This is a genomic window from Kocuria gwangalliensis (genome assembly GCF_039544365.1).
In the GTDB taxonomy this organism is placed as follows: Bacteria; Actinomycetota; Actinomycetes; order Actinomycetales; family Micrococcaceae; genus Kocuria; species Kocuria gwangalliensis.
In genome coordinates, this window is sequence record NZ_BAABLN010000029.1 from 34,654 (window position 1) to 60,812 (window position 26,159).

Annotated in this window: 22 protein-coding genes; 6 read left to right on the forward strand and 16 right to left on the reverse strand. The window is 66.0% G+C overall.

All coding sequences use genetic code 11. From position 1 onward, the window contains the following. Positions 1 to 109: 109 nt before the first annotated feature. The 4 genes from ABEA06_RS08960 to ABEA06_RS08975 form a co-directional block, all read right to left on the reverse strand. Complete coding sequence (locus tag ABEA06_RS08960; RefSeq protein ID WP_345311338.1) at positions 110 to 1,054, reverse strand: glycine betaine ABC transporter substrate-binding protein; 945 nt, start codon at positions 1,052 to 1,054, stop codon at positions 110 to 112. 110 nt (positions 1,055 to 1,164) lie between these two features. Next, positions 1,165 to 1,929 carry an ABC transporter permease gene (locus ABEA06_RS08965; RefSeq protein ID WP_425559515.1) on the reverse strand — a complete coding sequence of 255 codons (765 nt, stop codon included), beginning with the start codon at positions 1,927 to 1,929 and terminating at the stop codon, positions 1,165 to 1,167. A gap of 14 nt (positions 1,930 to 1,943) precedes the next feature. Continuing rightward, on the reverse strand, positions 1,944 to 3,242 hold the full coding sequence (locus tag ABEA06_RS08970; RefSeq protein WP_303383669.1) for an ABC transporter ATP-binding protein: 1,299 nt from the start codon (positions 3,240 to 3,242) through the stop codon (positions 1,944 to 1,946). Then, positions 3,235 to 3,876, reverse strand: a complete 642-nt coding sequence (locus ABEA06_RS08975; RefSeq protein WP_345311250.1) for an ABC transporter permease — start codon at positions 3,874 to 3,876, stop codon at positions 3,235 to 3,237. The genes ABEA06_RS08970 and ABEA06_RS08975 overlap by 8 nt, the downstream gene beginning before the upstream one ends. Positions 3,877 to 4,157: 281 nt before the next feature. On the opposite strand from ABEA06_RS08975, the gene ABEA06_RS08980 reads away from it, so the two are divergent. Beyond that, a complete protein-coding gene (locus ABEA06_RS08980) occupies positions 4,158 to 4,712 on the forward strand; it encodes a type 1 glutamine amidotransferase domain-containing protein (protein ID WP_345311251.1) in 555 nt (184 codons plus the stop codon). 131 nt (positions 4,713 to 4,843) lie between these two features. Here the strand turns inward: ABEA06_RS08980 and ABEA06_RS08985 are convergent, their stop codons facing one another. From ABEA06_RS08985 to ABEA06_RS09010, 6 genes are all read right to left on the reverse strand, one after another. Then, positions 4,844 to 5,941 carry a pyridoxal-phosphate-dependent aminotransferase family protein gene (locus ABEA06_RS08985; RefSeq protein ID WP_345311252.1) on the reverse strand — a complete coding sequence of 366 codons (1,098 nt, stop codon included), beginning with the start codon at positions 5,939 to 5,941 and terminating at the stop codon, positions 4,844 to 4,846. A gap of 49 nt (positions 5,942 to 5,990) precedes the next feature. Beyond that, positions 5,991 to 7,229 carry an MFS transporter gene (locus tag ABEA06_RS08990; RefSeq protein WP_345311253.1) on the reverse strand — a complete coding sequence of 413 codons (1,239 nt, stop codon included), beginning with the start codon at positions 7,227 to 7,229 and terminating at the stop codon, positions 5,991 to 5,993. Between the two features lie 216 nt (positions 7,230 to 7,445). Further along, the gene (locus ABEA06_RS08995) at positions 7,446 to 7,910 is read right to left on the reverse strand and encodes an SRPBCC domain-containing protein (RefSeq protein ID WP_303383333.1); all 465 of its coding nucleotides are present in this window, start codon (positions 7,908 to 7,910) and stop codon (positions 7,446 to 7,448) included. A gap of 79 nt (positions 7,911 to 7,989) precedes the next feature. Beyond that, positions 7,990 to 8,727 (reverse strand): glycosyltransferase family 2 protein, encoded by a 738-nt coding sequence (locus ABEA06_RS09000; RefSeq protein ID WP_303383332.1) that lies wholly within the window; start codon positions 8,725 to 8,727, stop codon positions 7,990 to 7,992. Then, a complete protein-coding gene (locus tag ABEA06_RS09005; protein ID WP_345311254.1) occupies positions 8,724 to 10,058 on the reverse strand; it encodes a PIG-L family deacetylase in 1,335 nt (444 codons plus the stop codon). The genes ABEA06_RS09000 and ABEA06_RS09005 overlap by 4 nt, the downstream gene beginning before the upstream one ends. Beyond that, positions 10,055 to 11,119 (reverse strand): acyl-CoA dehydrogenase family protein, encoded by a 1,065-nt coding sequence (locus tag ABEA06_RS09010; RefSeq protein ID WP_345311255.1) that lies wholly within the window; start codon positions 11,117 to 11,119, stop codon positions 10,055 to 10,057. The genes ABEA06_RS09005 and ABEA06_RS09010 overlap by 4 nt, the downstream gene beginning before the upstream one ends. 108 nt (positions 11,120 to 11,227) lie before the next feature. On the opposite strand from ABEA06_RS09010, the gene ABEA06_RS09015 reads away from it, so the two are divergent. Beyond that, positions 11,228 to 11,614, forward strand: coding sequence for a GntR family transcriptional regulator (locus ABEA06_RS09015; protein WP_345311256.1), 387 nt, complete (start codon positions 11,228 to 11,230; stop codon positions 11,612 to 11,614). 51 nt (positions 11,615 to 11,665) lie between these two features. On the opposite strand, the gene ABEA06_RS09020 is transcribed toward ABEA06_RS09015, so the two are convergent. The 5 genes from ABEA06_RS09020 to ABEA06_RS09040 all read right to left on the reverse strand — a co-directional run bounded on the left by ABEA06_RS09020 (position 11,666) and on the right by ABEA06_RS09040 (position 19,969). Next, positions 11,666 to 12,919 (reverse strand): MFS transporter, encoded by a 1,254-nt coding sequence (locus ABEA06_RS09020; RefSeq protein WP_345311257.1) that lies wholly within the window; start codon positions 12,917 to 12,919, stop codon positions 11,666 to 11,668. A gap of 75 nt (positions 12,920 to 12,994) precedes the next feature. Continuing rightward, on the reverse strand, positions 12,995 to 13,801 hold the full coding sequence (narI, locus tag ABEA06_RS09025) for a respiratory nitrate reductase subunit gamma (RefSeq protein ID WP_345311258.1): 807 nt from the start codon (positions 13,799 to 13,801) through the stop codon (positions 12,995 to 12,997). Further along, positions 13,798 to 14,493, reverse strand: a complete 696-nt coding sequence (gene narJ / locus ABEA06_RS09030; protein WP_345311259.1) for a nitrate reductase molybdenum cofactor assembly chaperone — start codon at positions 14,491 to 14,493, stop codon at positions 13,798 to 13,800. The genes narI and narJ overlap by 4 nt, the downstream gene beginning before the upstream one ends. After that, the gene (gene narH / locus ABEA06_RS09035) at positions 14,493 to 16,235 is read right to left on the reverse strand and encodes a nitrate reductase subunit beta (RefSeq protein ID WP_345311260.1); all 1,743 of its coding nucleotides are present in this window, start codon (positions 16,233 to 16,235) and stop codon (positions 14,493 to 14,495) included. The genes narJ and narH overlap by 1 nt, the downstream gene beginning before the upstream one ends. Then, positions 16,235 to 19,969 (reverse strand): nitrate reductase subunit alpha, encoded by a 3,735-nt coding sequence (locus ABEA06_RS09040; protein ID WP_345311261.1) that lies wholly within the window; start codon positions 19,967 to 19,969, stop codon positions 16,235 to 16,237. Before ABEA06_RS09040 ends, narH begins: the two co-directional genes overlap by 1 nt. A gap of 282 nt (positions 19,970 to 20,251) precedes the next feature. Here ABEA06_RS09040 and ABEA06_RS09045 point away from each other — a divergent pair, with 282 nt between their 5' ends. From ABEA06_RS09045 to ABEA06_RS09055, 3 genes are read left to right on the forward strand one after another with little or no spacing between them, the layout of a single operon-like run. Continuing rightward, positions 20,252 to 20,644, forward strand: a complete 393-nt coding sequence (locus ABEA06_RS09045; protein ID WP_303382597.1) for a hypothetical protein — start codon at positions 20,252 to 20,254, stop codon at positions 20,642 to 20,644. Between the two features lie 3 nt (positions 20,645 to 20,647). Continuing rightward, positions 20,648 to 21,226, forward strand: a complete 579-nt coding sequence (gene mobA / locus ABEA06_RS09050; protein ID WP_345311262.1) for a molybdenum cofactor guanylyltransferase — start codon at positions 20,648 to 20,650, stop codon at positions 21,224 to 21,226. Positions 21,227 to 21,248: 22 nt separating this feature from the next. Beyond that, positions 21,249 to 22,625, forward strand: a complete 1,377-nt coding sequence (locus tag ABEA06_RS09055) for a molybdopterin molybdotransferase MoeA (RefSeq protein ID WP_345311263.1) — start codon at positions 21,249 to 21,251, stop codon at positions 22,623 to 22,625. A 129-nt stretch (positions 22,626 to 22,754) separates the two neighbouring features. On the opposite strand, the gene ABEA06_RS09060 is transcribed toward ABEA06_RS09055, so the two are convergent. Then, a complete protein-coding gene (locus ABEA06_RS09060; protein ID WP_303382594.1) occupies positions 22,755 to 23,258 on the reverse strand; it encodes a DUF456 domain-containing protein in 504 nt (167 codons plus the stop codon). Between the two features lie 170 nt (positions 23,259 to 23,428). Here ABEA06_RS09060 and ABEA06_RS09065 point away from each other — a divergent pair, with 170 nt between their 5' ends. Next, positions 23,429 to 26,098, forward strand: coding sequence for a multicopper oxidase domain-containing protein (locus ABEA06_RS09065; protein WP_425559516.1), 2,670 nt, complete (start codon positions 23,429 to 23,431; stop codon positions 26,096 to 26,098). The last annotated feature ends 61 nt before the right edge of the window (positions 26,099 to 26,159 follow it).

Here is a 26,159-nt window from a genome sequence, read left to right on the forward strand (position 1 = left end):
TTTTAACCGTTCATCTGTCTTACGACGACGCCGCGCCCTTGGCATTCAGACTCCGTCCTCAGACCCGGGCTGACCCCGGAAAGGTGATGGGAGCTCGGACCCGCGCCGATCAGTCCTCGGCAGTAATGAGGCCTTCGGAAACCATCCAGTCGTAGGCCACGTCCACGGGTTCCTGACCTTCCACATCCACCTTGAGGTTCAACTGGCGCATGGTCTCATCGGTCAACAGCGGTGAGACCTGGTCAAAGACTTCCTGCAGTTGCGGGTACTCCTCCAGAGTCTCCCAGTTGAACACCGGTGCCGCGTTGTACGCCGGGAAGAAGTTGCGATCGTCCTCCAGGACGGTCAGCTCCAGGGCGTCGATGCGACCATCGGTTGTGAAAACTTCACCGAAGTTGCAGTCGCCATCATCGGTCGCAGTGTACACAGCGCCCGTGTCGTACACGCCGATGTTGCCGTCCGGAATGCCGTTGGAGGATCCCCGCGGAATGTCGTAGGTCTCCAGCATGGGATCCAAGCCGTCCTGCCGGGAGTTGAACTCCGCCTCCACGCACAGCGTCCGCTCGGCCACGGGCAGGCTCCCGATCTGTGAGAGCTTGGAAATGTTGCCCAGTTCGGGCACCGCCTCGCTACGCACCGCGAATGCGTACGTGTTGTTCAGCGGCGCGGGCCTGCCCCATGTGAGTCCGTTCTCCAGGTCCGCATCATGCACAGCCTGCCACTGTTCTTCCTTGCCCGGGATGCCGGTGGGATTGCCCATGTAGGTGATCCACGCGGTGCCCGTGTACTCGTAGGTGAAGTCGCCCTCCCCTGAGACCATCAACTCGCGCACCGGCTGACTGCCCGGCACGTTGGTGAAATCCTCCACCTCGAATCCGGCCGCCTCAGCGGTCATCACCGCGATCTTGCCCAGGATGAGCTGCTCGGTGAAGTTCTTGCTCACCACCGTGATCTGTGCGTCCTCGGGCAGTCCGTCCACCGGTTGGATCGCGCCCGGCTGCACCTCCGGCACGAACGACGTGGCCGGCTGCAGACCGCACCCCGCCAGCAACATCACGGCGAGTCCAGCGCCCACGCCTGCGACGGTGCGCGTGCGCTTTCGGTTCGACGACGCCGCCCCGGCCACTGGCCGTGGCGATCCTTGCGTTCGATTCGACGTTGCCATCACAGTCCCTTCGGGCGCGCGACGTATTCCACGAAGCGCCCCAACCAATCCACGAGTAGAGCCAACAGCGCGACCAGCAGTGAGCCTGCAATCAGCACCTTGATCAGGTTCAGGTTCACGCCGGTGGTGATCAGAATGCCCAGGCCACCGCCGTTGATGAACGTGGCCAGTGTCGCGGTTCCAACCAGCAACACCAGGGCCGTGCGGATACCGGACAGCATCACCGGCACCGCGAGTGGGAGTTCCACCCTGAAGAGCACCGCCGCCGCGCTCATGCCCATGCCGCGGCCGGCTTCGACAAGTCGCTGATCAACCTGCTGCAGACCCACCATGGTGTTCCGCAGTACCGGCAGGATCGCGTAGGCCACCAGGGCAACGACAGCCGCCTTGAACCCGAAACCTAGCCAGAAGGACAACAACACCACCAGGCCGATGGCCGGTGCCGCCTGTCCGATATTGGCCACGACCAGGACCGGTCCGGTGAACTTGCGCAGCGGGCCGCGGGTCAGCAGGATACCCAGCGGGATCGCGATGAGCAGCACCAACAAGGCCGCCACGGCGGTCAGTTTCAAGTGCTCCCACGTGTAGCCCCACAGGGCGTCGGGTGCCAGGGTCGCGCGTTCCGTGTCGGTCAGGTCGCCGAAAGCCAACCATGCGAACAACGCCGCAATGGCCACGAGGATGACGGCCAGCTGAATCCATAGACCCTTGGTCGATCTCCCGGCCACCGCGGCGGTGGTCGAGACGGCATCCGGGTTCGCAATCCCGGTGGTGGCGCTCACGGGCGACCCTCAGCGGTGCCCTCGGTGGCCGCCGCCGTGGAACCGGCTGCGGCGGCGTCGTTGTGGTTGCCGTTGTCGGAGATCTGGGGGATGGCACCGGTGTTGAGGCCGACCGGCGCGTCGCCGTCGCCCTGGGCGGCAGCCTGGCCGGCCGAGATCGCGTCCATCACGGTATTGACCGTGATCAGGCCGGTGAATACGTCTCGTCGCCCGGCGACCAGTGCCGCGCCGGTGCTCGCGACCAGCATTGCGTCCAGGGCATCGTTGAGCGTGGATTGTTCATTGACGAGGGGCAGGTCGGGGTCCGCGGCGTCCGAAATCACCTGCAAGCGCGAAAGTTGGCGCTGCGACAACCACTGGATCGCGCGGCCACGCGAATCCAGGATCACCACATTCTGCTGGCCGGCCTCCTCGAGCCGGGCAATGATCTCCTCCGGCGGCTCACCCGGTGTGGCGGTGACGGCTTGCTGCTGCTCGACCTCGTGCACCCGGTTGAGCGTGAGCTGCTTGAGCCCGGCGCCGGAGCCTATGAAGTTCTCCACGAACTCGCTGGCCGGATTGGCGAGGATACGTTCGGGAGAGTCGTACTGCTCGATTTGGGCGCCCTCGTTGAAGATGGCGATCCAGTCACCGAGCTTCACGGCCTCGTCGAAGTCGTGAGTCACACAGACAATGGTTTTCTGCAGCTCGGCCTGGATGTTGAGCAACTCGTTCTGCAGGCGTTGCCGCGTGATGGGATCCACCGCGCCGAACGGCTCGTCCATGAGCAGGATGGGCGGGTCCGCCGCGAGCGCACGGGCCACGCCGATGCGCTGTTGCTGACCACCGGAGAGTTCCTTGGGGTACCGGTTGCGGTAGGTCTTGGGGTCCAGGGACACCAGCTCGAGCAGTTCATCCACGCGAGCAGCAATGCGGTCCTTGTCCCAGCCGAGCATCTTGGGCACCAAACCGATGTTGGCGGCAACGCTCATGTGGGGGAACAGTCCGCCGGCCTGAATCACGTAGCCGATCTGACGGCGCAGTTTGTCACCGTTCATGCCCGTGACGTTGTCCCCGTTGATCACGATCGACCCGTCCGATGGCTCGATCAGACGATTGATCATTTTGAGCGTGGTGGTCTTGCCGCAGCCGGAGGGACCCACGAACATCACAATGCTGCCCGCGGGGATCTCCATGGTGAGCCCGCCCACCGCCGGCTTGGCCTGACCGGGGTACTGCTTGGTCACCTGATCGAGAAGGATGGATGCGCCGCTGACCTTCTCGGCGGAGTTCTGGATGGTTTGTGTTTCAGACACGGATACCTCGCGAGGTTGTCAGTCGGCTCAGAACCACCAGAAGGAGGTCCAAAATAATGGCCAGCAGGATCACTCCAACGACTCCCACCACCACGGATTCGAATGCATTGGCCCCGCCCAGCCGGGAGAGGCCCGAAAAGATGAAACCACCCAGGCCGGGGCCCAGCGTGTAGGCGGCCACCGCCGCAATACCCATGACCATTTGTGCGGACACTCGAATGCCCGCCAGGATGATCGGCCACGCCATGGGCAGTTCCACGGTGGCCAGGGTGCGCAAACGGCTCATGCCGATCCCGCGCGCGGACTCGACCACGGAGGCGGGAATGCTGTTCAGCCCCACCACCGCGTTACGCAGGATGGGCAGGGTCGCGAAGAACGTGACCACAATGACGGCCGGGGCCACGCCGAAACCGAACGGCGCGATCAACAAGCCAATGAGCGCGAAAGACGGAATGGTCAGCCCCATGGCCGAGACGCCGTTGGCGAGCGCGCTGGCTGTCCTACTGCGGTACACCAGCGCGGAGAGCGCCACGGCAAGAACCGTGGCAAGCACCAAGCATTGGACCACCAGGCTGAAGTGTTGCCACGAGGCGAACAAGATTTGTTGATAACTATCTCTGACAAAATCCCACACGCGCGCGCCGTCTCCACCCTCGTCGCAGGCAGAGAGCTACCTAGTCCATAGTGATCAAATTTCTGCTTATTTCCGTCCAGGGTATGACCAGCTCACGCATTTGCGTGCATTACGACACATCTTCTTCCCATCGTGACCTGTTCGTGACATTAGCCGGCCCTCCGTCGCTCGTACGTCGGCGGGGTCGTGTTGCTCATAGCGGACAGCCCCGGAATCTTCTTGCCAAGAGTGGGCAGCGGTGGAAGCGTGGGGACATAACCAATCAGAAAGGAGCCTTACCAATGGCTGACTTGACCGGTAAGAAGATTCTCTCGTTGCAGACCAACCGCGGTGTGGAGCAGGATGAGCTGAAGGTTCCCCTGGAGAAGCTGCGTGAGGCGGGTGCCACCGTGACCGTCGCCTCCCAGGAGAACGGTGAGATCCAGAGCCTCGTGGGCGACTGGGACCTGGGTGAGACCTTCCCCGTGGACCAGAAAATCTCCGACGTCAACGACTCCGAGTACGACCTGCTGCTGATCCCCGGGGGCACGCTCAACGCGGACACCCTGCGCCTGGATCAGGATGCCCAGAAGATCGCCCAGGCCTTCGCATCCTCGGGCCGCCCCATTGCCTCCATCTGCCACGGCCCGTGGTTACTCGTGGAAACCGGTCTGGTGGACGGCAAGACCTTGACCTCCTACGAGTCCCTCAAGGTCGATATCAGAAACGCCGGCGGCACGTGGGTGGACCAGCCCGTCAAGCGGTGCACCGCCAAGGATTGGGTGCTCATCACCTCTCGTAACCCCGGTGACCTGGAACCGTTCGTCCAGGCGATTGAGGACGAGCTGACCGCCTGAGATCACTGAGCGAGATCACCACCCAGGGAGGTCTCGACCAGAGCCAGAACTGCCCCGGCCGCGTGATGCGGCCGGGGCAGTTCCGTCACCGGGTAGCGTGCCGGACGTGATCCGGCGTCGCTCCTCGAGGTCTACTTCCCCAGCACGTCCTGCAACGCACCCAGGATGAGCGCCACGGAATCCGGGGAGGCGTTGGGGCCCATCAGGCCGATGCGCCACACGGTGTTGGCGAACTCCTTGACCCCCGGGCCGATCTCCAGGTTGTACTTCTCGAGCAGTTCCTTGCGGACGGCGGCGGAATCGACTCCGTCCGGGACCTTGACGGTGGTCAGCTCGGGCAGGCGGTGGCCCTCCGCGGCGAAGAGTTCCAGGCCCATGGCCTCCAGCCCGTTCTGCAGTGCATGGCCGGCCGCGTAATGGCGGTCGCGAACGGCGTCGAGCCCTTCATCGAGAATGCGCTGCAACCCGGCATCCAGGGACGCGATCATGGCCACCGGGGCGGTGTGGTGGTAGGTGCGGGTCGCACTGCCGGAGGTCTCCCCCACGTAACCGCCCAGCATGCCCAGGTCCAGGTACCACGAGCGTGGGTTCTCCACCCGGCGCTCCCATGCGCGATCCGAGACCGTGAAGGGCGCCAGACCCGGGGCCACGCCCAGGCACTTCTGTGTGCCCGCGTAGCCGATGTCGATGCCCCACTCGTCGGCCAGCAGTTCAATACCGCCGATCGAGGTCACGGCATCCACGAGAAGCAGGGCGTCGCCCTTGATGGCCCCGAGGGCGGCAATGTCCGAGCGGACACCCGTGGAGGTTTCCGCGTGAACGGCCGCAATGATCGTGGGGTTCGGGTGCGCCTGCGCCACTTTCTGGGCATCCACGGGCTGGCCGAAGGGGAAGTCCACCCGGACCACCTCGGCACCGCAGCGCGCGGCAACATCGCACATGCGCTCGCCGAACAATCCGTTGACGGCGATCACCACCGCGTCACCGGGGTTCACGAAGTTCACGAACGCCGCTTCCATACCCGCCGAACCGGTGGCCGAGATCGGTAATGTCCGGCGGTTGGCGGTGCCCCACACCTGACGCAGTCCCTCACAGGCACGGTCCATGATCGCCAGGAACTGCGGGTCCAAATGCCCGATGAGCGGTCGGGCGAGTGCCTCGGTGGCTTCCGGGTACGGATTGGTCGGTCCGGGGCCGAACAAGTGGCGGACGGTCAACGTGCTGGTCATGCGGGGGCCTCCTCAGGCGGTCCACGTGCGGGTTGCGTCTCCTTCCACCCTAGCCCTCGCGGGACCACACCGTGCCCGGCGTGACCGGCCGGCGCAGGAAGAGCACGGTCAATGCAATTGCCACCGCAATCAGGGCCCCGATGAACGCCACCGCGCCGTTCCAACCGAAACTTGTGAGAAACAACCCCGCCACGTGGCCGAACACGGATGAACCGCCATAGTAGAAGAGCGTGTACAAGGAGGATGCCTGGGCCCGCCCCACGGTGGCCCGCGCCGGCACCCACCCATTGGCCACCGAGTGCGCCCCGAAAAATCCCGCGGTGAAAACCAGCAGTCCCGCGACCATGGCCGGCAGCCACGGGATGAGCATGACGAGGAGCCCTCCCAGCATGATCATCGAGGACATGATCAACACTGCGCGGCGGCCGAACCGGGCCGCGAGCCGCCCCGCCTGAGCGGAGGACCATGTGCCCGAGAGGTAGGACAGGAACAGCACGGACACGATCGACTGCGGCACGTTGAACGGTTCGTCGCCCAGGTGGAATCCGATGAAGTTGTAGACCGCCACGAATCCGCCCATGAGCAGGAAGCCCTGCATGTACAGCGAGACCAGTCCGGGGTCCTTGAGGTTGACCCGCAGCCGCTCGACGAGGCCTTCCGGTCCCCCGACCCGCACCGCTTGCGGTGTGAAGCCTTGTTGCTTGGGGGCCAGCAGGATGAACGCGACCGCGGCGAGGCCCGCATAGACGGCCACCACGAGAGTACCGGCGCGCCAACCGAAGAAGTCGGCCACGGGCGCCGCCACGATGCGCCCCGAGAGCCCACCCAGCGTGGTGCCGGAAATGTAACTACCCGCGGCAATGGCCGAGTGCAGCGGGTTCACTTCTTCCGCGAGGTAGGCCATGGCCACGGACGGAATGCCCCCCAACGCCATTCCCTCCAGGAAACGCATGCCCACGAGCAGTTCGAAGGATGGCATGAGACTCATGGCCACGCCCAGGATGGTGGCGGCAATCACCGCGGTCACCATGGTCCGGCGGCGGCCGAACCGGTCCGACACCAATGACCACGGGATCACCGCGACCGTCAGGCCGAGGGTTGCGGCCGACACGGCCAGCGAGGCCTGAGCGGCGTCTATCCCCAAGGTGCGCGCCATGATCGGGAGAACGCCCTGGACCGAATACAACTGCGCGAAGGTTGCGATGCCCGCGCACAACAGCGCGATCAGGATCTTCTTGTAACCGGAGCTGCCCCGCTCGTAGCCTTCCCATGTCCCTCCGGACTGCATGCCCAGGCGCTCCCTTTCACAACGTTCATGTCGGTGATGTCCTGGACCAGGCTACGCCGCGCCCACACCATCCCGACCCGCACCGTCCCAGCCCCCACCGTCTCGACCCGCACCGTCCCAGCCCCCACCGTCCCGGACGCGACGACGCCGCCCGGTGACCCGCACAATGCGGGCGCCCGGGCGGCGTCGTCGGGTGATAACTGCGGGAGTGAACCCTTACTTGTCGCTCACCGCTGCGGCGAGGTTCTCCAGGGACTCCTCGAGGACGGACTCCGAAAACACCGGGAAACTCATCTTCTTGAGCAGCGCCGGGTTGGCGTCGCCCCACGAGTAGGTCAGGGTGACCTCTGTGGAATCGGAGCCCTGGGACTGGAGTTCGTACATCCATTCCCAGCCGTTCTTCTCCACGGGAGTGCCCTCCTGGCACGGCTTCCACGCGATCAACTTCTTGGGGTCGAAACCGGTGACGTGATTTTCCATCTTGTAGTCACCGCCCATGACATCCGAGTTCATGTTCATCACGAACACGTCCCCGACCTGCTGAATCCGCTGGTCGGTGCCGGACACCACGGTGCCCGATCCGTCCACCTGCGGGTGCTTGGCGGGCAGGGAGAGAACCTCGAAGATGTCCTCCGCCGGGGCGTCGATGACCCGGTTGGCGCTGATGCTGGTCTCACTCATGAAAACCTCTTTCTGCGATGGGTATTGCAACTAACTGCTGTCAACCTTAAGCAGTGCCGGGCCCGCTGCCGCAAGGGCTTCAGCGATCGGCGAAGCCCTGAACCGCTCCTCGCTGGGCCGCCAGGCTGCGCAAATGGTAGGCGAACCCGAGGGCTGCCCGACCGCGCAACCGCCCGGAGGTGATGGCGCGAATCCGGTCCGTGGACTCCACTCGGGCGCCGAGCGCGCGCAGCGCCCCGACCACGGCCTCGTCCTCACTGCATTCCACGTTCGGGAATCCGCCGGCTGCAGCGAAGGCACCGGCCCGCACGCCCATGTTGGCCGCGTGGATATAGGGATGACCCTCCGCCAGGTCGTGCTCCAGATGCCACAGCCGGTACACGCGTTCGGGGCACTCGGCCGGGTCCGGTTCCACGGTGCCGAGTACGGCGTCCACACCGGTGTGCGCTCGCTCGACCTGGTAGCTGAGCCACTGGGCGGGCACGGCGGTGTCCGCGTCCGTGGAGGCGAGCCAGTCCGGGTTCGCGATCAACGCGCGGTTCGCGGCCGCTTGCCTAGCTCCCCCGGCGCTGGCCCAGCGGCCCTCCAGGACCGTCAGCTGCGCACGCTCGTCCGGACCCCACGACGCCGCCCACGTCTCGCGCACCACGGGTACCGTGCGGTCGGTGCAGCTGTCGGCGGCCAGGACCACGGACACGGCAGCCCCCGGCTCGGCGCTCACAAGGTCCCTGACGGCCGCGCTCACCGACTCGATGCACCGGGCCACCCGATCTTGTTCGTTGCACGCGGGAATCACCACCGCCACCCGGGAGTTCATGAACGGCCGCGCTGGGTCCGAGCGTAGATATCGATCTCGAAATCCGCTTCGCGGTGCGCCACCAACCTGGTGAGATTGCGACGGCGTCGAGCCTCACGATGCACGTCGTCACCGTCCAGGGGCCAATCCTTGATGGGGTGACGCCAGTGGCACAGCACCAGGTGACCCTCCGGGGACAGCGCCCTGGTGCACAGGGACAGCAGCTCGTTCCATTGCTCGGCCGAGCAGAAGTAGCCCACCTCGCTCACCACAATGAGGTCCAGCTCGGTCCAGGCGGGGTCCCATTGCCCCGGGAGCACGGCGTGGCGCAGGTGCACATTCTTGAGTCCCTGCTTGGTGAGGCGCGCGCGGGCCTTGCCCAGGGCGACGTCGCTCGCGTCCACCGCCGTCAGCATGCCCACGTGGGCTGCCAGCTGCGCCGTGAGGGCGCCCGTGGAACAGCCGATGTCCAGGGCGCGGGGGTACAGCTCGCGCGGGAGGCTGGCGATGAGCACGTCGCGTTTGCGGTGTTCGTAGCGGGAACTGTCCACGTTCCAGGGGTCCTCGGACTCGCTGTGCACCCTGTTGAACACCGGTGTCTGGTGCGGTGCCGACAGGATGAAGTGTTCGCGGTCCCGTTCGAAGTGCTCCAGGATGTGCGGGCCGAGCAGCACCTCGTCCCCCGGTTGCTCCGACAGCGGGCGCACCTGGGACGCGTGGTGCTCCAGGGCCTGCTGTTTGGCGTCCCGGTCCTCGTTCGACAGCGGCACGTGCACCAGCCCACGGGGCAATTTGTGCGGAGCGCCCCAGTGCCACCACCAAATGGGGTACTGGACACAGCGCACCGCCGCGGCTCCGGCGGCCTGCTGCACCTGGGCCGCGAGGATCTCGTGGTCCGGGTGGCCGTCCTCGACCCACGTGACCACCGCCAGGGGCTGCCGGCCCTGCGCAACCCAGGCCACGGCCTCCGAGACGGGGTCCGTGAGCGCCTGCGCGGTGAGCCCTCCGTCGGGCAGGGCCAGGTACTCGGGCGCGCTGGAACCCGCGGTGATGACGTCCACCGCGTCCGCCATTTCCTGATGACGCACTCGTGAGAGTGACTGCCGCGTGTGAGTGGGCGAGTTCGGGTGCGAGTTCTCCCCCAGCGTGGCCACGATGACACGCACCGAGGTGCCCGCCCGAATCAGGCGATGAACGGTGCCGCCGGCGCCCAACGTTTCGTCGTCCGGGTGCGCCGCGAAGACGACAGCGCGGTCCACACCCGCCAGATCCAGCTCCGGCACCGCACGCAGTTGTTTGCTGTTGGCCCACGTCAGTTCGGGGGTTCCGGGCTGCCGGTGGTCGAAGCTCACCACGGCGATCCCTCCGCCCCCGCCGGAGCGGCCGCCAACAGCAACTCACCCAGTACCCGGTTGTCCCGCTCCGCATGGTCCTGACGGACGTACACCTGCAATGAGTTCACGCGGCGGATGTGCGCAGGGTCCCCGGTCAGCGGGCCCGGCCCGGTGGCCCGGGACACCTCGCGCAGCACCGTGTCCGCCGCTTCGGCCGCGGTGCGGCGAACCCGCAATGCCCACAGGGCGCCCCGCTCGCCCGTGGCCTCCCCGTGGTCCACGGCGCTCGCCGCTCGATCCAGTACGGCCGACGCCGCGGACAGCGCCAGGTCCACACGGCCCAGGTGGGCGTGAGCGGTGTCGTCGAGGGGTGTGCGCGGGTGTTGGCAGCGTTGCCACAGGAGGTCCGCGACGGACTGCGCGCCGCCCCGCCAGATCGCGGCCACCCCCATGCCGCCCCACGCGAACCCGGGGCGGGTGAGGTACCACTCGTCCCCGCCGAGCGGTTCGGCCGGCACCCCGCGGAAGTCCGCGGCTGCGGTGGGGACGTCCGAGAGCCCCTGGGCCACCCACGCATTACTGGACTCGGGCAGGAAACCGGGATGGTCGGTGGAGATCGTGAACGCGCGGCGGTGACCGGTGAGCTCACCCGTCTCATCCGCCACGTGCGCTGTGATCACGGCGCGGCTCACGAATTCCGCGAGCGAGCACCACGGTTTGGTGCCGGTGAGCGTCCACCCGTCCGCGGACGGCGTTGCGGTCAAGGGCGTGCCGGGTCCTTCCGCGGCCCACACGGCCCAGGTGTCCGAGCCGGTGAGAAGGTCGCTGCGGCCGGCCTGATCAATGATCGCCGTGGCATCCAAATGGGGTTCGATGATGCGTGCGAAGGCGAGATCCCGCCGCGCCAGAGCGCTCAGCGCCGCCCACAACTCGCGGGTCCTGCCCTGTCCCGGCAACGGCAGGCCGGAGGACAGGTCGCGGGCCGCATTCAGGCCGTGGCGGACGAACTCCTCGACCTCCCGCTGCTCGGGTCGAGGAGTTCGAGGGATCGGCAACGTCGACTGGTCAAACACATTCATAAGCCTACGTGCTTTGGGCGCCCGGCCCAGTCCCCCTTTCGGGCTGGAATCGAATTTGTATCATAGTTAGTAACACGCTGCGCGATTCACTGTCCGAAGGGGCCCGCCATGTCCACCACCGCAACCATCTTCACCGTGGACACTGCGTCCCCGGTGCCGGCGTACGAACAGCTCATCGTGTGCGTCACGAACGGGATCGCCTCCGGTGCGCTGGAAACCGACGACCGGATTCCCCCGGTACGCTCACTCGCAGCCGAACTGGGGTTGGCCGCCGGAACCGTGGCCAAGGCCTACCGCACCATGGAAGCCAGCGGTGTGATCGAGACCCGCGGACGCAAGGGCACGTTCATCGCCCAGTCCTCCGACGATCGCCACGCGGCGGCCTGCAGTGCCGCCGCCGAATACCTGGACCGCGCCGCGGGACAGTTGCACTACTCGCCCGAGGAATGCCTGCAGATCGTGCAGCGGATGCTGGATCAGCGCGCCACCGGTTGACGGGGCGGCCCGAACCTCAACCGGCGTGCGCCGTCGTGCCTTGCGCGTCGGTTACCTGGCCAAGGCCTGCTCGACCGGCTTCTCGTTCTCATTGGTCTTGCCGCCGTTGCGGACCATGAGGGCGAGCAGGAACGCCAGGGCTGCAAACACGGCCAACAGTGTGAGTCCCACGAAGTACGAACGGTTGTCCGGGTTGTAGGTGGCGCCCATGACCAGCGGCGGGAAGTACCCACCCAGTCCACCGGCCGCGGCAATGATGCCGCCAATGGTGCCCACGTCCTTGGCGGGCGCGGCACGGCCGACCCAACCGAAGACACCGCCGGTGCCCACGCCCAGGAAAACGGCCATGGTCAGGAACAGCGGGCCGTACACGGTCTCGGCGGTCGGTTGGAAGGCCACGAGCATGGCCAGCACGATGGTGCCGCCAAAGGAGGTGAGGGTGACGATCTTGGGGCCGAATTTGTCCGCGAGCGTGCCGCCGATGGGACGGGCGATCACGGCCGCCAGGGCGAATCCTGCAGTGCGGGTTCCGGCTCCGGTGGGATCGTACTCGTACACGTTGGCCAGGTAGGTCGGCAGGTAGTTGGAGAACGCCACGAACGCGCCGAACACCACCGCGTACAGGAAGCACAACTGCCAGGTGACCTTGAGACTGAACGCCTGCTTGAGTTTGGGCATCATCGGCTCGACCTTGCGCCCGGTGCGCGCCGGGGAGTCACGCAGCAGCAGCCAGCACAGCACGGCACTGACGGCCACGATCGCGGCAATAATGATGTGGGTGGCCATGTACCCGGTGGCCGCGACCAACCGCGGGGTGAAGAACGCGGAAACGGCCGTGCCCACCATGCCCGCGCCGAACACGCCGGTGGCAAAACCCTTGCGGTTGGACTCGTACCAGGCGGAGCAGAACGGAATACCGATTGCGAACACGGTGCCCGCAATGCCCAGGAAGAACGCGACGGCGACCAGCAGCGGGAAGTTGTTGAGTTGGCCCACCAAGCCCGTGAGCAACACCAGCGGCGCGGTGATGCCCAGGATCACGGTGAACATGACCCGCCCACCGTATTTGTCGGTGAGCGCGCCCACCGGAACTCGGGCAATGGAACCCACGAAAATGGGCATGGCCACCAGGATGGCGGTCTGGCCGGGGGTCAGTGACATTTCCCCGGCGTAACGCTTGGACAGCGGACCCACAATGGTCCACGCCCAGAAACCCACGGTGGACGCCAGGGTGGCCAGGATGAGGTTCCTGAGTTGACCCTGTTTCAAGTTCGGTGCCGCTGAGGCGGCTTCAACGGAGGACATGACGCTCCTTCTGGGAGGTGGTGGGCCTGAGTCGGGAGGCGCTCCGGTGGGAACGCCTCCCGGTCCGAGGGGTGCTTACTTGACGCTCGTGGAACCGGAACGCTCACGAGGCGGCCGGGTGCGGCGTCGTCCGCTGTCCCGGTCGTGGGTGCCAATGGGTTCCCACCCGCGGCGCACCGGGGCGGAGCCGGCGCGGGGGCTGGAACCGCGCGTGCGGTAAACGATGTACGGGCGGAACAGGTAATGCAGCGGTGCGGTGAAGGCGTGCACCAGTCGGGTGAACGGCCAAATCGCGAACAACGCCATGCCCCACAGCACGTGGACGTGGAACGAGGTGGACGCCGCTGCCATGGCTCCGACGTCCGGCTGCAGGATCCACAGCGAACGGAACCACGGGGACACGGTTTCCCTGTAGTCCACGGTGTTCGGGTCGAACACGGCCAGCACGGTGGTGGCCAGGCCGGCCAGGATTGCGCCCAACAGCATGACGTACATGAACTTGTCGTTGCCGGTGGTGGCCATGAAGACGGGGCCGGTGCGGCGGCGCCGAACGATCAACATCACGATGCCCACCAGGGTGCCCACACCGGCCACGGTGCCGATGGACAGCGCCAGGAAGTGGTACGCGTGCTGGGACAAGCCCACGGCCTCGGTCCATGACTTGGGAATCACCAGGCCCATGATGTGCCCCGCGAGCACCGCCAGGATGCCGAAGTGGAACAGCGGGGAGGCAATCCGCAGCAGCCTGGATTCATAAAGCTGGGACGAGCGGGTGGTCCACCCGAACTGGTCGTACTTGTAACGCCAGATCAGCCCACCGACGAGAACGGCCATCACCACGTACGGCAATACTCCCCACAGCAGGGTGTCGAGAATGTTCACTGGTTTCCTCCGGTCATGGGCAGGAGACGGGGGTCGTAGGCGTCCAGGCCCACGGATTCGGTGGGCGGACCGTAACCGGCCATGCGCGCCACGGCGGATTCGTCTGCCGGGGACGGTCCCGGCAGCGTGGAGCACACCAGTTCCACCACGCACGCGTGGGGCAGGTTGTCGCGCACCAGCGCGAGCCGCAACAGCTCCAGTGACGGCCGGTACCGCTGCAACAGGTCGAACCCGTCCTCCGGCGAGACGCGGGCGGCGAATTCGAGCACCACGGGCAGGTGGTCCGGCAGTTCCTCGTCCCCGAACACACACCCGTGGGCGCGGTACACCTGCTTGAACGCGGAGAGCGCTTCGCCGCGGCGGCGCGTGTCACCGTCCGTCCAGTACGTCAGGTGCAGGCTGTGGCGGCGCGAAAGATCGTATTCCTGGACGTAGTCGCCCTGGATTTCCCGCAGGTCACCCTCGCGCAGCCAGCGGGTCAGGGGTTCGACGGCGCTCGGGGCCACCCCGACCTCGGTCAGGGCGTCCTCGAGCACGGGCAGCTCGTCGATCAGCTCCCGGTCCGGATAGCCCAGAAGCACCGCCGCAGCCTGGCGGATGACCGCCGAGCGTTGCGGATGACGGTCCCGGTACTCGGGAACATCCACGGTGCCTTTGGTGGCCTTACCCAGCAGGGTGGAGAGCAGCCCCATCATCGACCCCCACTGGCACCGGCGGTGCCCTGATCAGGACGAGAACCCGAGTTCTCCGCGGTGGTCGACATACTTGCCGCGTCCTCCTGATTCCGGGCGGGGAACAACCCGTCCGGGCTGCCGTTGCCGTCCCAGTTGAGCAGGTTCACGCGACCGGCCAGTTGCTCGTTACCCGTGGGGTCATCCCCCATTTGACGCGAGCGCAGCGCCTGGAAGTTCTCCACGGCCACCGGCATCGGACGGCCCGAGGCCTCACCGAACACACCGGTCTGACCCATGCCGGGTCCGCCGTCCACATCCAGCGAACAGCCGATCTCTTCCAGGTTGTGGGCGTCCTCCACGTGGGCCGCGGGAATTACGTAGCGCTCGTCGTACTTGGCAATCGCCATGAGACGGTACATCTGCTGGATTTCAGAACCGGTCATGCCCACGGCCTCCGCAATGGACTCGTCAGGTTCGTCACCCAGGGTGATGTTGCGCATGTAGGCGCGCATCGCGGCTAGCTTGCGCAGCACATTGGTCACGAGCTCTGTGTCACCGGCGGTGAACAGCTCGGCGAGGTACTCCACCGGGATGCGCAGACTCTCGATGGCACCGAACAAGTTCTCCGGGTCCTCGCCGTCGTGGCCCTGTTCCTTGAGCAGATCCACGATGGGAGACAGCGGCGGCACGTACCAGACCATGGGCATGGTGCGGTACTCGGGGTGCAGCGGCAGCGCCACGCGCAGTGTCTTGGCCAGCGCGTACACCGGTGACTTGCGAGCGGCGTCGAGCCAGTCCTCCGGGATGCCCTCCTGACGAGCGGCGGCAACGACCTCGGGGTCGTTGGGATCGAGCATGAGGTCCAACTGGGCCTCGTACAGATCCTGCTCGTTGGGGGTCGCGGCGGCCTGGGTGACCTTATCGGCGTCGTACAGGAAGATGCCGATGTAACGCATGCGGCCCACGCACGTCTCCGCGCACACGGTGGGGATACCCACTTCGATACGGGGGTAGCAGAACGTGCATTTCTCGGCTTTGCCGGACTTGTGGTTGTAGTAGATCTTCTTGTACGGGCAGCCCGTCACGCACTGACGCCAGCCGCGGCACTGGTCCTGGTCCACCAGCACAATGCCGTCCTCGGCGCGCTTGTAAATGGCGCCGGATGGGCAGGCCGCCATGCAGGACGGGTTCAAGCAGTGCTCGCACAACCGCGGCAGGTAGAACATGAAGGTCTGTTCGAACTCGAACTTGATCCGGTCGTTGGCTTCCTTGTGAAGCTTCTGGATGATCGGATCCAGGTGACCCATTTCCGTGGCGCCGCCGAGATCGTCGTCCCAGTTGGCCGACCACTCGACCTTGGTGTCCTCGCCCGTGATCAAGGACTTGGGCCGGGCCACCGGGAAGTCGTCACCGGCCGGGGCGCTGACCAGATTCTCGTAGTCGTAGGTCCAGGGCTCGTAGTAGTCCTTCAACTCCGGCTGCACCGGAGAAGCGAACAATTGGGCGAGCTTCTTGAGCTTGCCACCGGACTTCAACTTGAGGTTGCCCCGCTTGTTGAGTTCCCAACCACCCTTCCAGGTTTCCTGGTCCTCATAACGGCGCGGATATCCCTGACCCGGACGGGTCTCCACGTTGTTGAACCACACGTACTCGGTACCGGCACGGTTGGTCCATGCTTGTTTACACGTCACCGAACAGGTGTGACACCCGATGCACTTGTCGAGAGTCATCACCATGGCGACCTGAGCCATGACACGCATCAGTACTGAACCTCCTGCGAGCGTTTGCGGACAACGGACACGATGTCTCGCTGATTTCCGGTGGGGCCCATGTAGTTGAAGGCCCAGGACAGATGGGCGTAGCCGCCGATCATGTGGGTGGGTTTCACCAGGATGCGCGTGACGGAGTTGTGGATACCGCCGCGTTTGCCCGTGATCTCGGACTTGGGAACGTCAATGGTGCGCTCCTGGGCGTGGTGTACGTACACCACGCCCTCGGGCATGCGGTGGGAGACCACCGCGCGTCCGACGAATACACCGTTGGTGTTCACGCACTCGACCCAGTCGTTGTCGGAGACCTCGATGGCCGTGGCGTCCTGGGGGGACATCCACACCGAGGTGCCACCGCGGGACAGCGACAACATGAACAAGTTGTCCTGGTACTCCGAGTGGATCGACCACTTGTTGTGCGGGGTCAGGTAGCGCACCGCAATGGACAGCTCACCCTTGTCGCCGAGCTTGGGTTCACCGAACAAGCGGTGCATGTCCAGCGGCGGACGGTAGGTGGGCAACATTTCGCCCATGTCCTTGAGCCAATCGTGGTCCAGGAAGAAGTGCATGCGCCCGCTCAGCGTGTGGAACGGTTTGAGCCGTTCGATGTTCACCGTGAACGGTGCGTAGCGGCGGCCGCCGGTCTCCGACCCCGACCACTCCGGTGAGGTGATCACCGGAACCGGTGCCTGCTGGGTGTCCTTGAACGTGATGCGCTTTTCCTCCGAGCCGCGCGCCAGATCCGACAGTTCCTTACCCACACGCTTCTCAAGCGTCTCGAAGCCCTGCGTGGCCAGCTCACCGTTGGTCGTACCGGAGAGCATCAGGATGGCCTCCGCCATGCGCTGATCGGTGTCCAGCGCGGGGCGACCCTCGGCGGCACCGGAATCGAAGACCCCGTGCAAGCGACCCAACTGGTCCACCTGGTGCTTGACGTCGAACGTCACGTTCTTGGTGGTCAGCCCCAGTTCGTCCGCCAGGGGCCCGAGCGCCACGAACTTGTCGCCGATGGCCGTATAGTCCCGTTCCACGATCTTCAGGTTGGGCAGGTTCTTGCCCGGAATCGCGGGAAGGTCCGTACCCTTCCACTCCGGTGCGTGACCGCCCGGCTGGGCGATTTCTCCCGGGGTGTCGTGGGTGAGCGCGGTGGCCACCACGTCCTTGCGCACGCCCAGGTGATCGCGGGACTGCCGTGCGACCTCGTCGGCCAACAACTGAAACAGTTTCCAGTCGGTCTTGGCCTCCCACGGCGGGGCGATCGCCGGGGTGAATGCATGCACGAACGGATGCATGTCCGTGGACGAGAGGTCGTACTTCTCGTACCAGGTGGCCGCGGGGAAGACCACATCGGAGAGCAGCGTGGACGAGGTCATGCGGAAGTCCGCCGAGATCAGCAGGTCCAGCTTTCCTTCCGGTGCTTTCTCGTGCCAGCGCACATCACGTGGTTTGGCGGAGCGGTGGTCCTCGCCCTGCACACTGTTGTGGGTGCCCAGCAAGTGTTTGAGGAAGTACTCCTCGCCCTTGGCCGAGGACCCGAACAAATTGGAGCGCCACAGCACCAGCGTGCGCGGCCAGTTCTCGGGAGCGTCCGGGTCCTCCACCGCAAAGTTGAGATCGCCGTTCTTGAGCTTGCTCGCGATCCACTCGGGTTCACTGCCGGCCTCTCCGCGTTCGACGGCGCTCACCGCGGCGTCCGCCACGTCCAATGAGTTCTCGTGGAACTGCGGGTAGAAAGGCATCCAGCCCAGACGAGTCGATTGCGCCACGACGTCCGCGGTGTGCATGCCCTTGAGGTGGCCGTCAGCGAGCGGGGACTGCAGCGAATCCGAGGAGTACCCGTCGGAACGGAATTGGTCGGTGTGCATGTACCAGAACGCAGTGCCGATCATGAAGCGCGGCGGACGCACCCAGTCGCTGCCGGAGGCCATGGTGGCCCACCCCGTGATGGGGCGTGCTTTCTCCTGGCCCACGTAGTGCGCCCAGCCGCCGCCGTTGCGGCCCTGACAACCGCACAGCATGAGCATGGCCAGGATGGCACGGTAGGTGGCATCACCGTGGTACCACTGACAGATACCGGCGCCCAGGATGATCATGGACCGGCCCTCGGACTTCTCGGCATTGGCGGAGAATTCCCGGGCGGTGCGTATCACGGCCTCCGCGGGAACGGAGGTGACTTCTTCCTGCCACGCCGGGGTGTAGGGCGTGTCGACGTCGTCGTACCCGGTGGACCACTGCCCCGGCAGACCCTCGCGGCCCACACCGTACTGAGCGAGCATGATGTCGAAAACGGTGGTCACGGTCCGCCCGGCCACCTCGGTGACGGGCACACCGCGGTGGATCACCGAACCCACACCGGTGGGGTCGGTGAACGCCGGCAGCGCCAGCTCGCTCACCTCTCCCCGGTAGCCGGAGGCGTCCGCGATCGACAGCGCCGGCGTGACGCCCTGCAGATCGAGGTTCCATTTGCCCTCGTCGTGTTCGTTGTAGCGGAAGCCCATGGAACCGTTGGGAACCACCGGCCTGTTGGTGTCCCGATCCAGAAGCACGGTCTTGAACGCGGGATCGGCCTGCGAAGCGGCGTCGTCATCCCCGGCCTTGCCCAGGTCCTCGGCGGTGAGGAACTTGTCCGCGACCACCATGCCGTCCTCGCGGCGGGACAGCGAGACAAGGAACGGAAGGTCCGTGTACTGGGAGACGTAGTTCTCGAAGAACGGGACGCGGCGGTCCACAAAGTTTTCCTTGAGAATCACGTGCCCCATGCCCATGGCCAGCGCGGCGTCCGTGCCGGCCTGAGCGGGCAACCATTCGTCCGCGAACTTGGTGTTGTCCGCGTAATCCGGGCTGACCGAGACCACCTTGGTACCGCGGTAACGCACCTCGGCCAGCCAGTGGGCGTCGGGCGTGCGGGTCACGGGGATGTTGGAGCCCCACATCATCAGGTAGGTGGCATCCCACCAGTCACCGGATTCGGGCACGTCCGTCTGGTCGCCGAACACCTGCGGCGATGCCACCGGAAGGTCCGCGTACCAGTCGTAGAAACTGTTCATGACCCCACCGATGAGGTTGATGAACCGGGCTCCGGCTGCGTGCGAGACCATGGACATCGCCGGGATGGGCGAGAACCCGATGCAGCGGTCCGGGCCGTAGGCCTTGATGGTGTGCACGTGGGCGGCCGCCGACATCTCCACGGCTTCCTGCCAGCTGGAGCGCACCAGCCCACCCTTACCGCGGGCCTTCTGGAACGTCTCACGCTTGACCGGGTCATTGACGATGGACTCCCACGCCAGCACCGGATCCGAGTGGATCTGCTTGGCTTCGCGGTACATCTCCAACAACACGCCCCGGACGTACGGGTAGCGCACCCGGGTGGGTGAATAGGTGTACCAGGAGAACGCGGCACCGCGGGGGCAGCCGCGCGGTTCGTACTCGGGCCGATCCGGGCCCACCGACGGGTAGTCCGTCTCCTGGGCTTCCCACGTGATGATGCCGTCCTTGACGTACACCTTCCACGAGCAGGATCCTGTGCAGTTCACGCCGTGGGTGGAGCGGACCACTTTGTCGTGGCTCCAACGGTTGCGGTAGAAGGCGTCGCCGGCGCGGCCGCCCTCCCGGAACACGGCGCGACCGTCCTCCGTCTCGTCCCAGCGGGAGAAGAATTTCCCGAGTTTCAACAACGCATTCGATGCCGGGCCGTCGACCCCGGCGGGGGTTTCGGTGGTAGCCATGGAGTCACTGTACCCCTAATTCACATTCAAAATGCCGATTTGGGTCACCGGCCACCCGAAATTTATCATTCCCGCGCTGACCTGGGAATATAGTCATATACTCGTGCGCTAATCGATCGTTTGGTCGGCCCGGGGTTCGTGACCTGGGGTGGCGCGCCATTTCATTCGGCCGTACTGCAGAGTAGGGGGCCTTACCGTGCAGTAAGGCCTCATCAGATGGCGCTCCGTCGGGTTCCACCACCGGTTCGGAGACACGCCGTGCCACCCCTAGACTGGTGCCTCATGAAGTCCATGATTGCGCCGATCCTGCTGGTTGCCACCGCCCTGCTTCAGTCCATGGGCTTGTTCCCCTATCACGGTGACGGCATCACGCTGGCGGGGCAGTTGCTGTTCCCCATCCTGTTCGCGCTCCTGGCCATGTACCTCTCCACCAAGGGCACACCGGGCGCGTTCGCCACGGTGCACCTGGTGATTTTGATGGCCGCGGCCATCCTGCTGATCCTGTCCCTGGTGGGCATGAACCTGACCATCCCCCAGCTCTACCCGACCATGATCCTGTACTACATCGCCTTCGTCCTGGCGGCAGTGGAGTGCGGCCTGCGGATCGCGGGGATGCCCAAGAAGCGCCGGCCCAAGGACCGTGAGGAACTCAGCGATTCGGGAACCACGGTCTAGGCGTTGCGCTTCGACAGCGTGATCGTTGCCGGGGGGCGCTCCTCTCGGTTGGGAGGCACTCCCAAGGCCGCACTGCGCAGGGGTACGGAAAGTCTGGTCGAGATCACGGTGCGTGCCGTGGGCGCGGCCGGCAGCGCCGTCGTGGTGGGCCCCGATGACCTGAACGTGCCGGCAGGCACCCTGCGGACCCGCGAGGACCCCCCGTTCTCGGGGCCTGCGGCGGCCATTGCGGCGGGCCTCGATCTGCTGGGGCGGCAACCATCCCGCGCGGCATGGACCGCCGTCCTGGCCTGCGACATGCCGGACGTCTCCGGGGCCGTCCACGCGCTCGCCGACGCCGCTCGGGGCCTTCCGGAGGACGCCGACGGGGTGATCGCCACGGCCACCGACGGGCACCGCGAGAACCTGGCGGTCCTGATCCGCACCGAACCGCTCACCGCGGTTTTCTCCCAACACCCCGCACGTGACCGGTCCGTGCGGTCGTTCTGGAAACATCTGCGCTTGTTCGAGGTACGCGCCCCGGAGGGCAGCACGCAAGACGTGGATACATGGGAAGATGTGTCCAGGTTCGATCTGCACTGAATCCACACGTCAAGGAGATGGCATGCCCGGACTTCCCGCCCCGCACGAGCACTTCAACCAGGACGACGACCACACGCCCCCGCAGACCGAGGGGCTGGAGCCCACGCACCGCTGGGCCACCTGGGACGAGGCTCGAGAGATCGCCCACCGGATTCCCGATGCGCTTCCCAGCAGATTGCTGCCCCTAACGGAATCCCTGGGTGAGACGCTTGCCGAACCCATCACCGCCATCATGCCGGTGCCGCATTACGCCTCCGCCGCTATTGACGGGTGGGCCGTGGCGGGTGAGGGTCCGTGGCGGATCCGCACCCCTCAGCCGGCGGAAACCGACGAGCGGCTCCTGCTGACCCTTCCGCCGGATGAGCGCATCCTGCCCGTGGTGGAACTGCGCCCCGGCGAGGCCACGCAGGTGAGCGTGGGGTCGGCCGTGCCCGTGTACACCAAGGCCGTGCTGTCCAACCACCGCGGCCACGTGGTTCCCGCGCAGGCACCGGTGGAACACATGGAGGAATACGTCCCGCAGGAGGGTGACACCCTGGAGGACGCCACACCCGCGGCGTCACTGATCAAGAACCAGGACGTTCGCGCTCTGGGCCAGGAAATTTCCGAAGGTGACGTGCTGTTGCGTACGGGCTGTCACCTCAATCCCGCGCACATCGGGCTGGCCGCCAGCGCCGGGCACGACATGCTCCCGGTGCTGCGCCGCCCGCGCGTGACCGTGCTGTTGGGCTTCACGCACGTCGTGGAGGACGGTATTCCCGGCCCGGGCGAGGTCCGCGACGTTCTGGGGCCACAGATTCCCGCGATCCTGCATCAGCTGGGTGCCAATGTGGACCAGGTGCGCCGTGTGCCGGACGGCGCCCAGGGGGTTCTCACGGCTCTCACCGAGGCGCCTTCCGGCGCGGGATCGTTGCTGGATGCCCGAGCGGAGATCGTGGTGACCACCGGCGGCACCGGTCATGGCGAGGACGATCATGTGCGTGCGGCCCTCACCGAGTTGGACGCCCACCTGATCATTGACGGCCTGGCCCAGGAACCCGCCCACGGCGTGATTGTCGCCCAGCTCCCGGATGACGGCCCCCTTGTGCTGGCACTACCCGGTAGCCCGTTGTCGGCCGTCACGGGCTTGTTGACCGTGGGTCACGCCCTGATCGCCGGCGCCACGGGTGAGCCACTACCCGAGGTTCGTTCTGCCACCTCCGGTGCCACCATGGAAAAAACGGGCCGAGTTCTCGTGATTCCCGCGTACTTCCAAGAGGGTCGCGTGCTGCCCGAGCCCGCAGTGGGTCCCGCCATGCTGTCCGGCATGGCCCACGCGGACGTTCTCATGGTGGTCCCCGCCGAGGGCCTGCGGCCCGGTCAGGACGTCAAGGTACTGGGGCTCCCCTGGCGCCGATAACCACGCCTTAATCGCCCACGGCGCCCCTCCGATCCGGAGGGGCGCCGTGGTGCTTTGAGGGTGTGGGGTCGGCCGAGATGCCCGCGTCGATCGACAGGGTGCTCCGGTTCGAATGATCGGTCCGACCGGTCAGGCGGCCGTGACGAAGAAGGTGATGGCCCCGATAATGAACACGCTCGAGGCCAGCAGCGCGCAGGACAACTCAATGATGATGCCGAGGCCGGCGGCCTTGAGGGCCACCCACGAGGTGTCCAGAGCGGTCCGGAAATTGCGGTTGCGCACCGTTTCGGATGCCAGCAGCCCCACGATGAAACCGATCACCAGGCCCACCACGGGAATCACGAACATGCCGATCACGGCACCTATCACGCCGAACAGGAGCGTGCGGTTGGGGATCGCGCGGCGTTTGAGCCGGGACCCCGTGAGAACCAGGCTCGCGGACATGCCCGCGAGCAGCAGCGTGGCCCCCAGGGCGAGGACCACCCAGCCCTCCACGGATTGCAGGACCACCGCCCAAATGATGAGACCGATCAATGCGGTGATGGAACCCGGCAGCACCGGGATGATGATGCCCAGGCACCCAATGATGATGAGTACCGAGGTCACGATGGTGGCGATAATCTCCGGGGTCACCGTCACATCGTACGGCCCCGGCGGGCGAACTATACTTGCATTTAAATGGCCAATTTCTGTGGATCGGATGGACGGTGCCCACTCTCACCAAACCCCAGGACCCTGCTCCCGCCCGGAAGAAGCACGGGAGATCATGGCACCGCACCGCGGGCAAGCCCGTGCGCTGGTGGATGATCGCGTTGCTCCTGGTGATCGGTTTTCACCGGTGGATTCCCGATACGCGGTGGCTGATGGTGCACATGGTCACCCTGGGGTTGATCACCACCTCGATCATGGTGTGGTCCCAACACTTCACCGAGGCGCTGCTGCACCACCGCCTGGCCGATGGCGAGCGGCCGCGCCAGATAGTGCGGATCTACGGTGTCACGGCCGGCACCGTTGTGCTGATGGTGGGCATGCTGGCGGACTGGTGGTGGCTCACCCTGGTGTCCGCAACGGTCATTGGCGGGTTACTCACGTGGCATGGAGTGTCGCTCCTGGGCCAGGTGCGCGTAGCCCTACCCGCCCGGTTCGGCATGACCGTGCGGTGGTACGCCGTGGCAGCGTTCTTCCTGCCGGTGGGTGCGATCTTCGGGGCGATCCTCGCGTTGGAGCCGGCCGATCCTTGGCACTCGCGGTTCCTCCTGGCCCACCAGACCCTCAACGTTCTGGGTTTCGTGGGTCTCACGGTGTCCGCGACCCTGCTGACCCTGTGGCCCACCATGGTGCGCACACGCATGGAGGACACGGCCACCACCCTGTCCCGCGTGGCATTACCCGCCATGGCCGCGGGCAGCCTGGTGGCGGCAGGTGGCTCAGTGGGCGGCTGGGTTCCCGTGGTGGTCTCGGGGCTGTTCAGCTACGCCGTGGGGGTGGCTCTGATCGGGTGGATCATGCTCCGCACGGGCATGCGGAAACTGCCCGAGGGCTACATGGGCTGGTCCGTGGCCTCCGGAATCGCGTGGTTGTTCATCACCGTGGTGCTGGCGCTGATTCTGGTGGCGGCCCGGGGACTGCACGCCAGTGTGATGGGTGCCCTGACCATCCCGTTCGTGGCCGGTTTCCTGCTACAGACCCTGCTCGGTGCCATGAGCTACATCCTTCCGTCGACCATGGGCGGTGGCCCCACCACGGTGCGCGCCTCCCTGGCCGCCATCAACCGCGGTGGGATCTACCGGGTCACGGTGTTGAACCTGTGCATTGCGCTGTTCGCCCTGCCCTCGGGCATGTTGCCCTCGTGGGTGCGCGCCCTGGTCTCGATCGTGGGCGCGGTGGCTTTCGCCGCGTTCCTTCCCCTGATGATTTCCTCCGCCAAGATTTCCGTTGCCGGACGACGTCGCCTCATGGCCCAGCGCGCGGGCGGCGGCCAGCCACCCGCACCGGCCAATGCCGACGCCGACGACGCCGACGCCGCCGCCGCGGAGCCCAAACACCAGACCCATGCACTGCGGCAGCTCGTGGCCGGGGTGCTCACCGTAGTCCTGGCCGTGGGTGCGGGAATTGCCGTGGCACCGCAGTCGGCGGGGCTCGGGCTGAGCGGTAGCGCGGAGAACGCCGTGCAGGCCACCGGCAACACCACCGAGGTCACGATGCATGCCCATCAGGACATGCGGTTCGACCCGGCAGAAATCCAGGTTCCCGTGGGTGACCGCCTGGTCATCACACTGGTCAACGACGATCCGGCCAATGTGCACGACCTGGTCTTTGCCAACGGCGCCACGTCCGGCCGCGTGAACCCCGGAGAAACAGCGGAAGTGGACGCGGGCATCATCACCGAAGCACTCGAGGGGTGGTGTTCCGTGATCGGCCACCGATCCATGGGCATGACCGTCGCTGTGATTCCGGTGGACAGCCACGGCAACCCCGTGGGTTCGGTGGGACACGAGAACCACGGTGCGGGAGCGGCGTCGTCGGCGGATGACCTGCAAGACCCGGCGGCGGAAGTGGATTTCAACGCGGCGCCCGGGGAAGCCTTCACGGTGCGGGATCCCGCGTTGGGCCCGGCTCCGAACGAAACCGTCCACGAGCTCGCGCTGGACGTCCAGGAAGTGGCCCGTGAGGTGGCACCCGGGGTGACCATGGACGCGTGGACCTTCAACGGTGACTACACGGGACCCACGCTGCGCGGCGCGGTGGGTGATGTGTTCGAGGTGACGCTGACCAACAGCGGGAGCATGGGCCACTCGGTGGATTTCCACGCCGGGGACGTCTCCCCGGATCAAACCATGCGGACCATTGCACCGGGGGAATCGCTCGTGTATCGCTTCGAGGCGGTGCGTTCGGGGATCTGGCTGTACCATTGCGCCACCGCTCCCATGAGCACACATGTCGCGGCAGGAATGTTCGGCGCGGTGATCATCGACCCGCCCGACCTGCCCCGGGTGGATCGCGAGTACTTGCTCGTGCAGAACGAGACGTACCTGACGGTCCCCTCCGCTGATCAGCCCGACCTGCCGGAGGGCGTGGACGCCGTGGTGGATCCGGTGGGCATCGCTGCCGGAACGCCGTCGCTGACCATGTTCAACGGTCACGCAACGCAGTACATGCATGAGAAACTGCTCGCCCGACCGAACGAACGCGTGCGAATCTGGGTGCTCGCGGCCGGGCCGTCCAAGGGCACGAGTTTCCACGTGGTGGGCGGCCAGTTCGACACCGTCTACAAGGAGGGCGCGTATTTGCTCTCCCCCTCCAGCCCCGAAAACCCAGGTGGCACCGGTGGCGCCCAGGCATTGGACCTGGCCCCGGCTCAGGGTGGATTTGTGGAGATGTCGTTCCCGGAAGCCGGTACGTACACGTTCGTGAACCACTCCTTCGCGGAGGCCGAACGCGGTGCGCGGGGTCAGATCGAGGTGGCGCAGTAGCGGTGGCGGCCGGGCATGGCAAAACCCGGGTCGGCGCACTCGCCGACCCGGGTTTTCCGCC

Coding starts and splice junctions, on each gene's coding strand:
- ABEA06_RS08960 (WP_345311338.1), bottom strand. CDS start 1,054: ATGTTGCTGGCGGGGTGCGGTCTGCAGCCGGCCACGTCGTTCGTGCCG.
- ABEA06_RS08980 (WP_345311251.1), top strand. CDS start 4,158: ATGGCTGACTTGACCGGTAAGAAGATTCTCTCGTTGCAGACCAACCGC.
- ABEA06_RS08985 (WP_345311252.1), bottom strand. CDS start 5,941: ATGACCAGCACGTTGACCGTCCGCCACTTGTTCGGCCCCGGACCGACC.
- ABEA06_RS08990 (WP_345311253.1), bottom strand. CDS start 7,229: ATGCAGTCCGGAGGGACATGGGAAGGCTACGAGCGGGGCAGCTCCGGT.
- ABEA06_RS08995 (WP_303383333.1), bottom strand. CDS start 7,910: ATGAGTGAGACCAGCATCAGCGCCAACCGGGTCATCGACGCCCCGGCG.
- ABEA06_RS09000 (WP_303383332.1), bottom strand. CDS start 8,727: ATGAACTCCCGGGTGGCGGTGGTGATTCCCGCGTGCAACGAACAAGAT.
- ABEA06_RS09010 (WP_345311255.1), bottom strand. CDS start 11,119: ATGAATGTGTTTGACCAGTCGACGTTGCCGATCCCTCGAACTCCTCGA.
- ABEA06_RS09015 (WP_345311256.1), top strand. CDS start 11,228: ATGTCCACCACCGCAACCATCTTCACCGTGGACACTGCGTCCCCGGTG.
- ABEA06_RS09020 (WP_345311257.1), bottom strand. CDS start 12,919: ATGTCCTCCGTTGAAGCCGCCTCAGCGGCACCGAACTTGAAACAGGGT.
- narJ (WP_345311259.1), bottom strand. CDS start 14,493: ATGGGGCTGCTCTCCACCCTGCTGGGTAAGGCCACCAAAGGCACCGTG.
- narH (WP_345311260.1), bottom strand. CDS start 16,235: ATGCGTGTCATGGCTCAGGTCGCCATGGTGATGACTCTCGACAAGTGC.
- ABEA06_RS09040 (WP_345311261.1), bottom strand. CDS start 19,969: ATGGCTACCACCGAAACCCCCGCCGGGGTCGACGGCCCGGCATCGAAT.
- ABEA06_RS09045 (WP_303382597.1), top strand. CDS start 20,252: ATGAAGTCCATGATTGCGCCGATCCTGCTGGTTGCCACCGCCCTGCTT.
- ABEA06_RS09055 (WP_345311263.1), top strand. CDS start 21,249: ATGCCCGGACTTCCCGCCCCGCACGAGCACTTCAACCAGGACGACGAC.
- ABEA06_RS09065 (WP_425559516.1), top strand. CDS start 23,429: ATGATCGCGTTGCTCCTGGTGATCGGTTTTCACCGGTGGATTCCCGAT.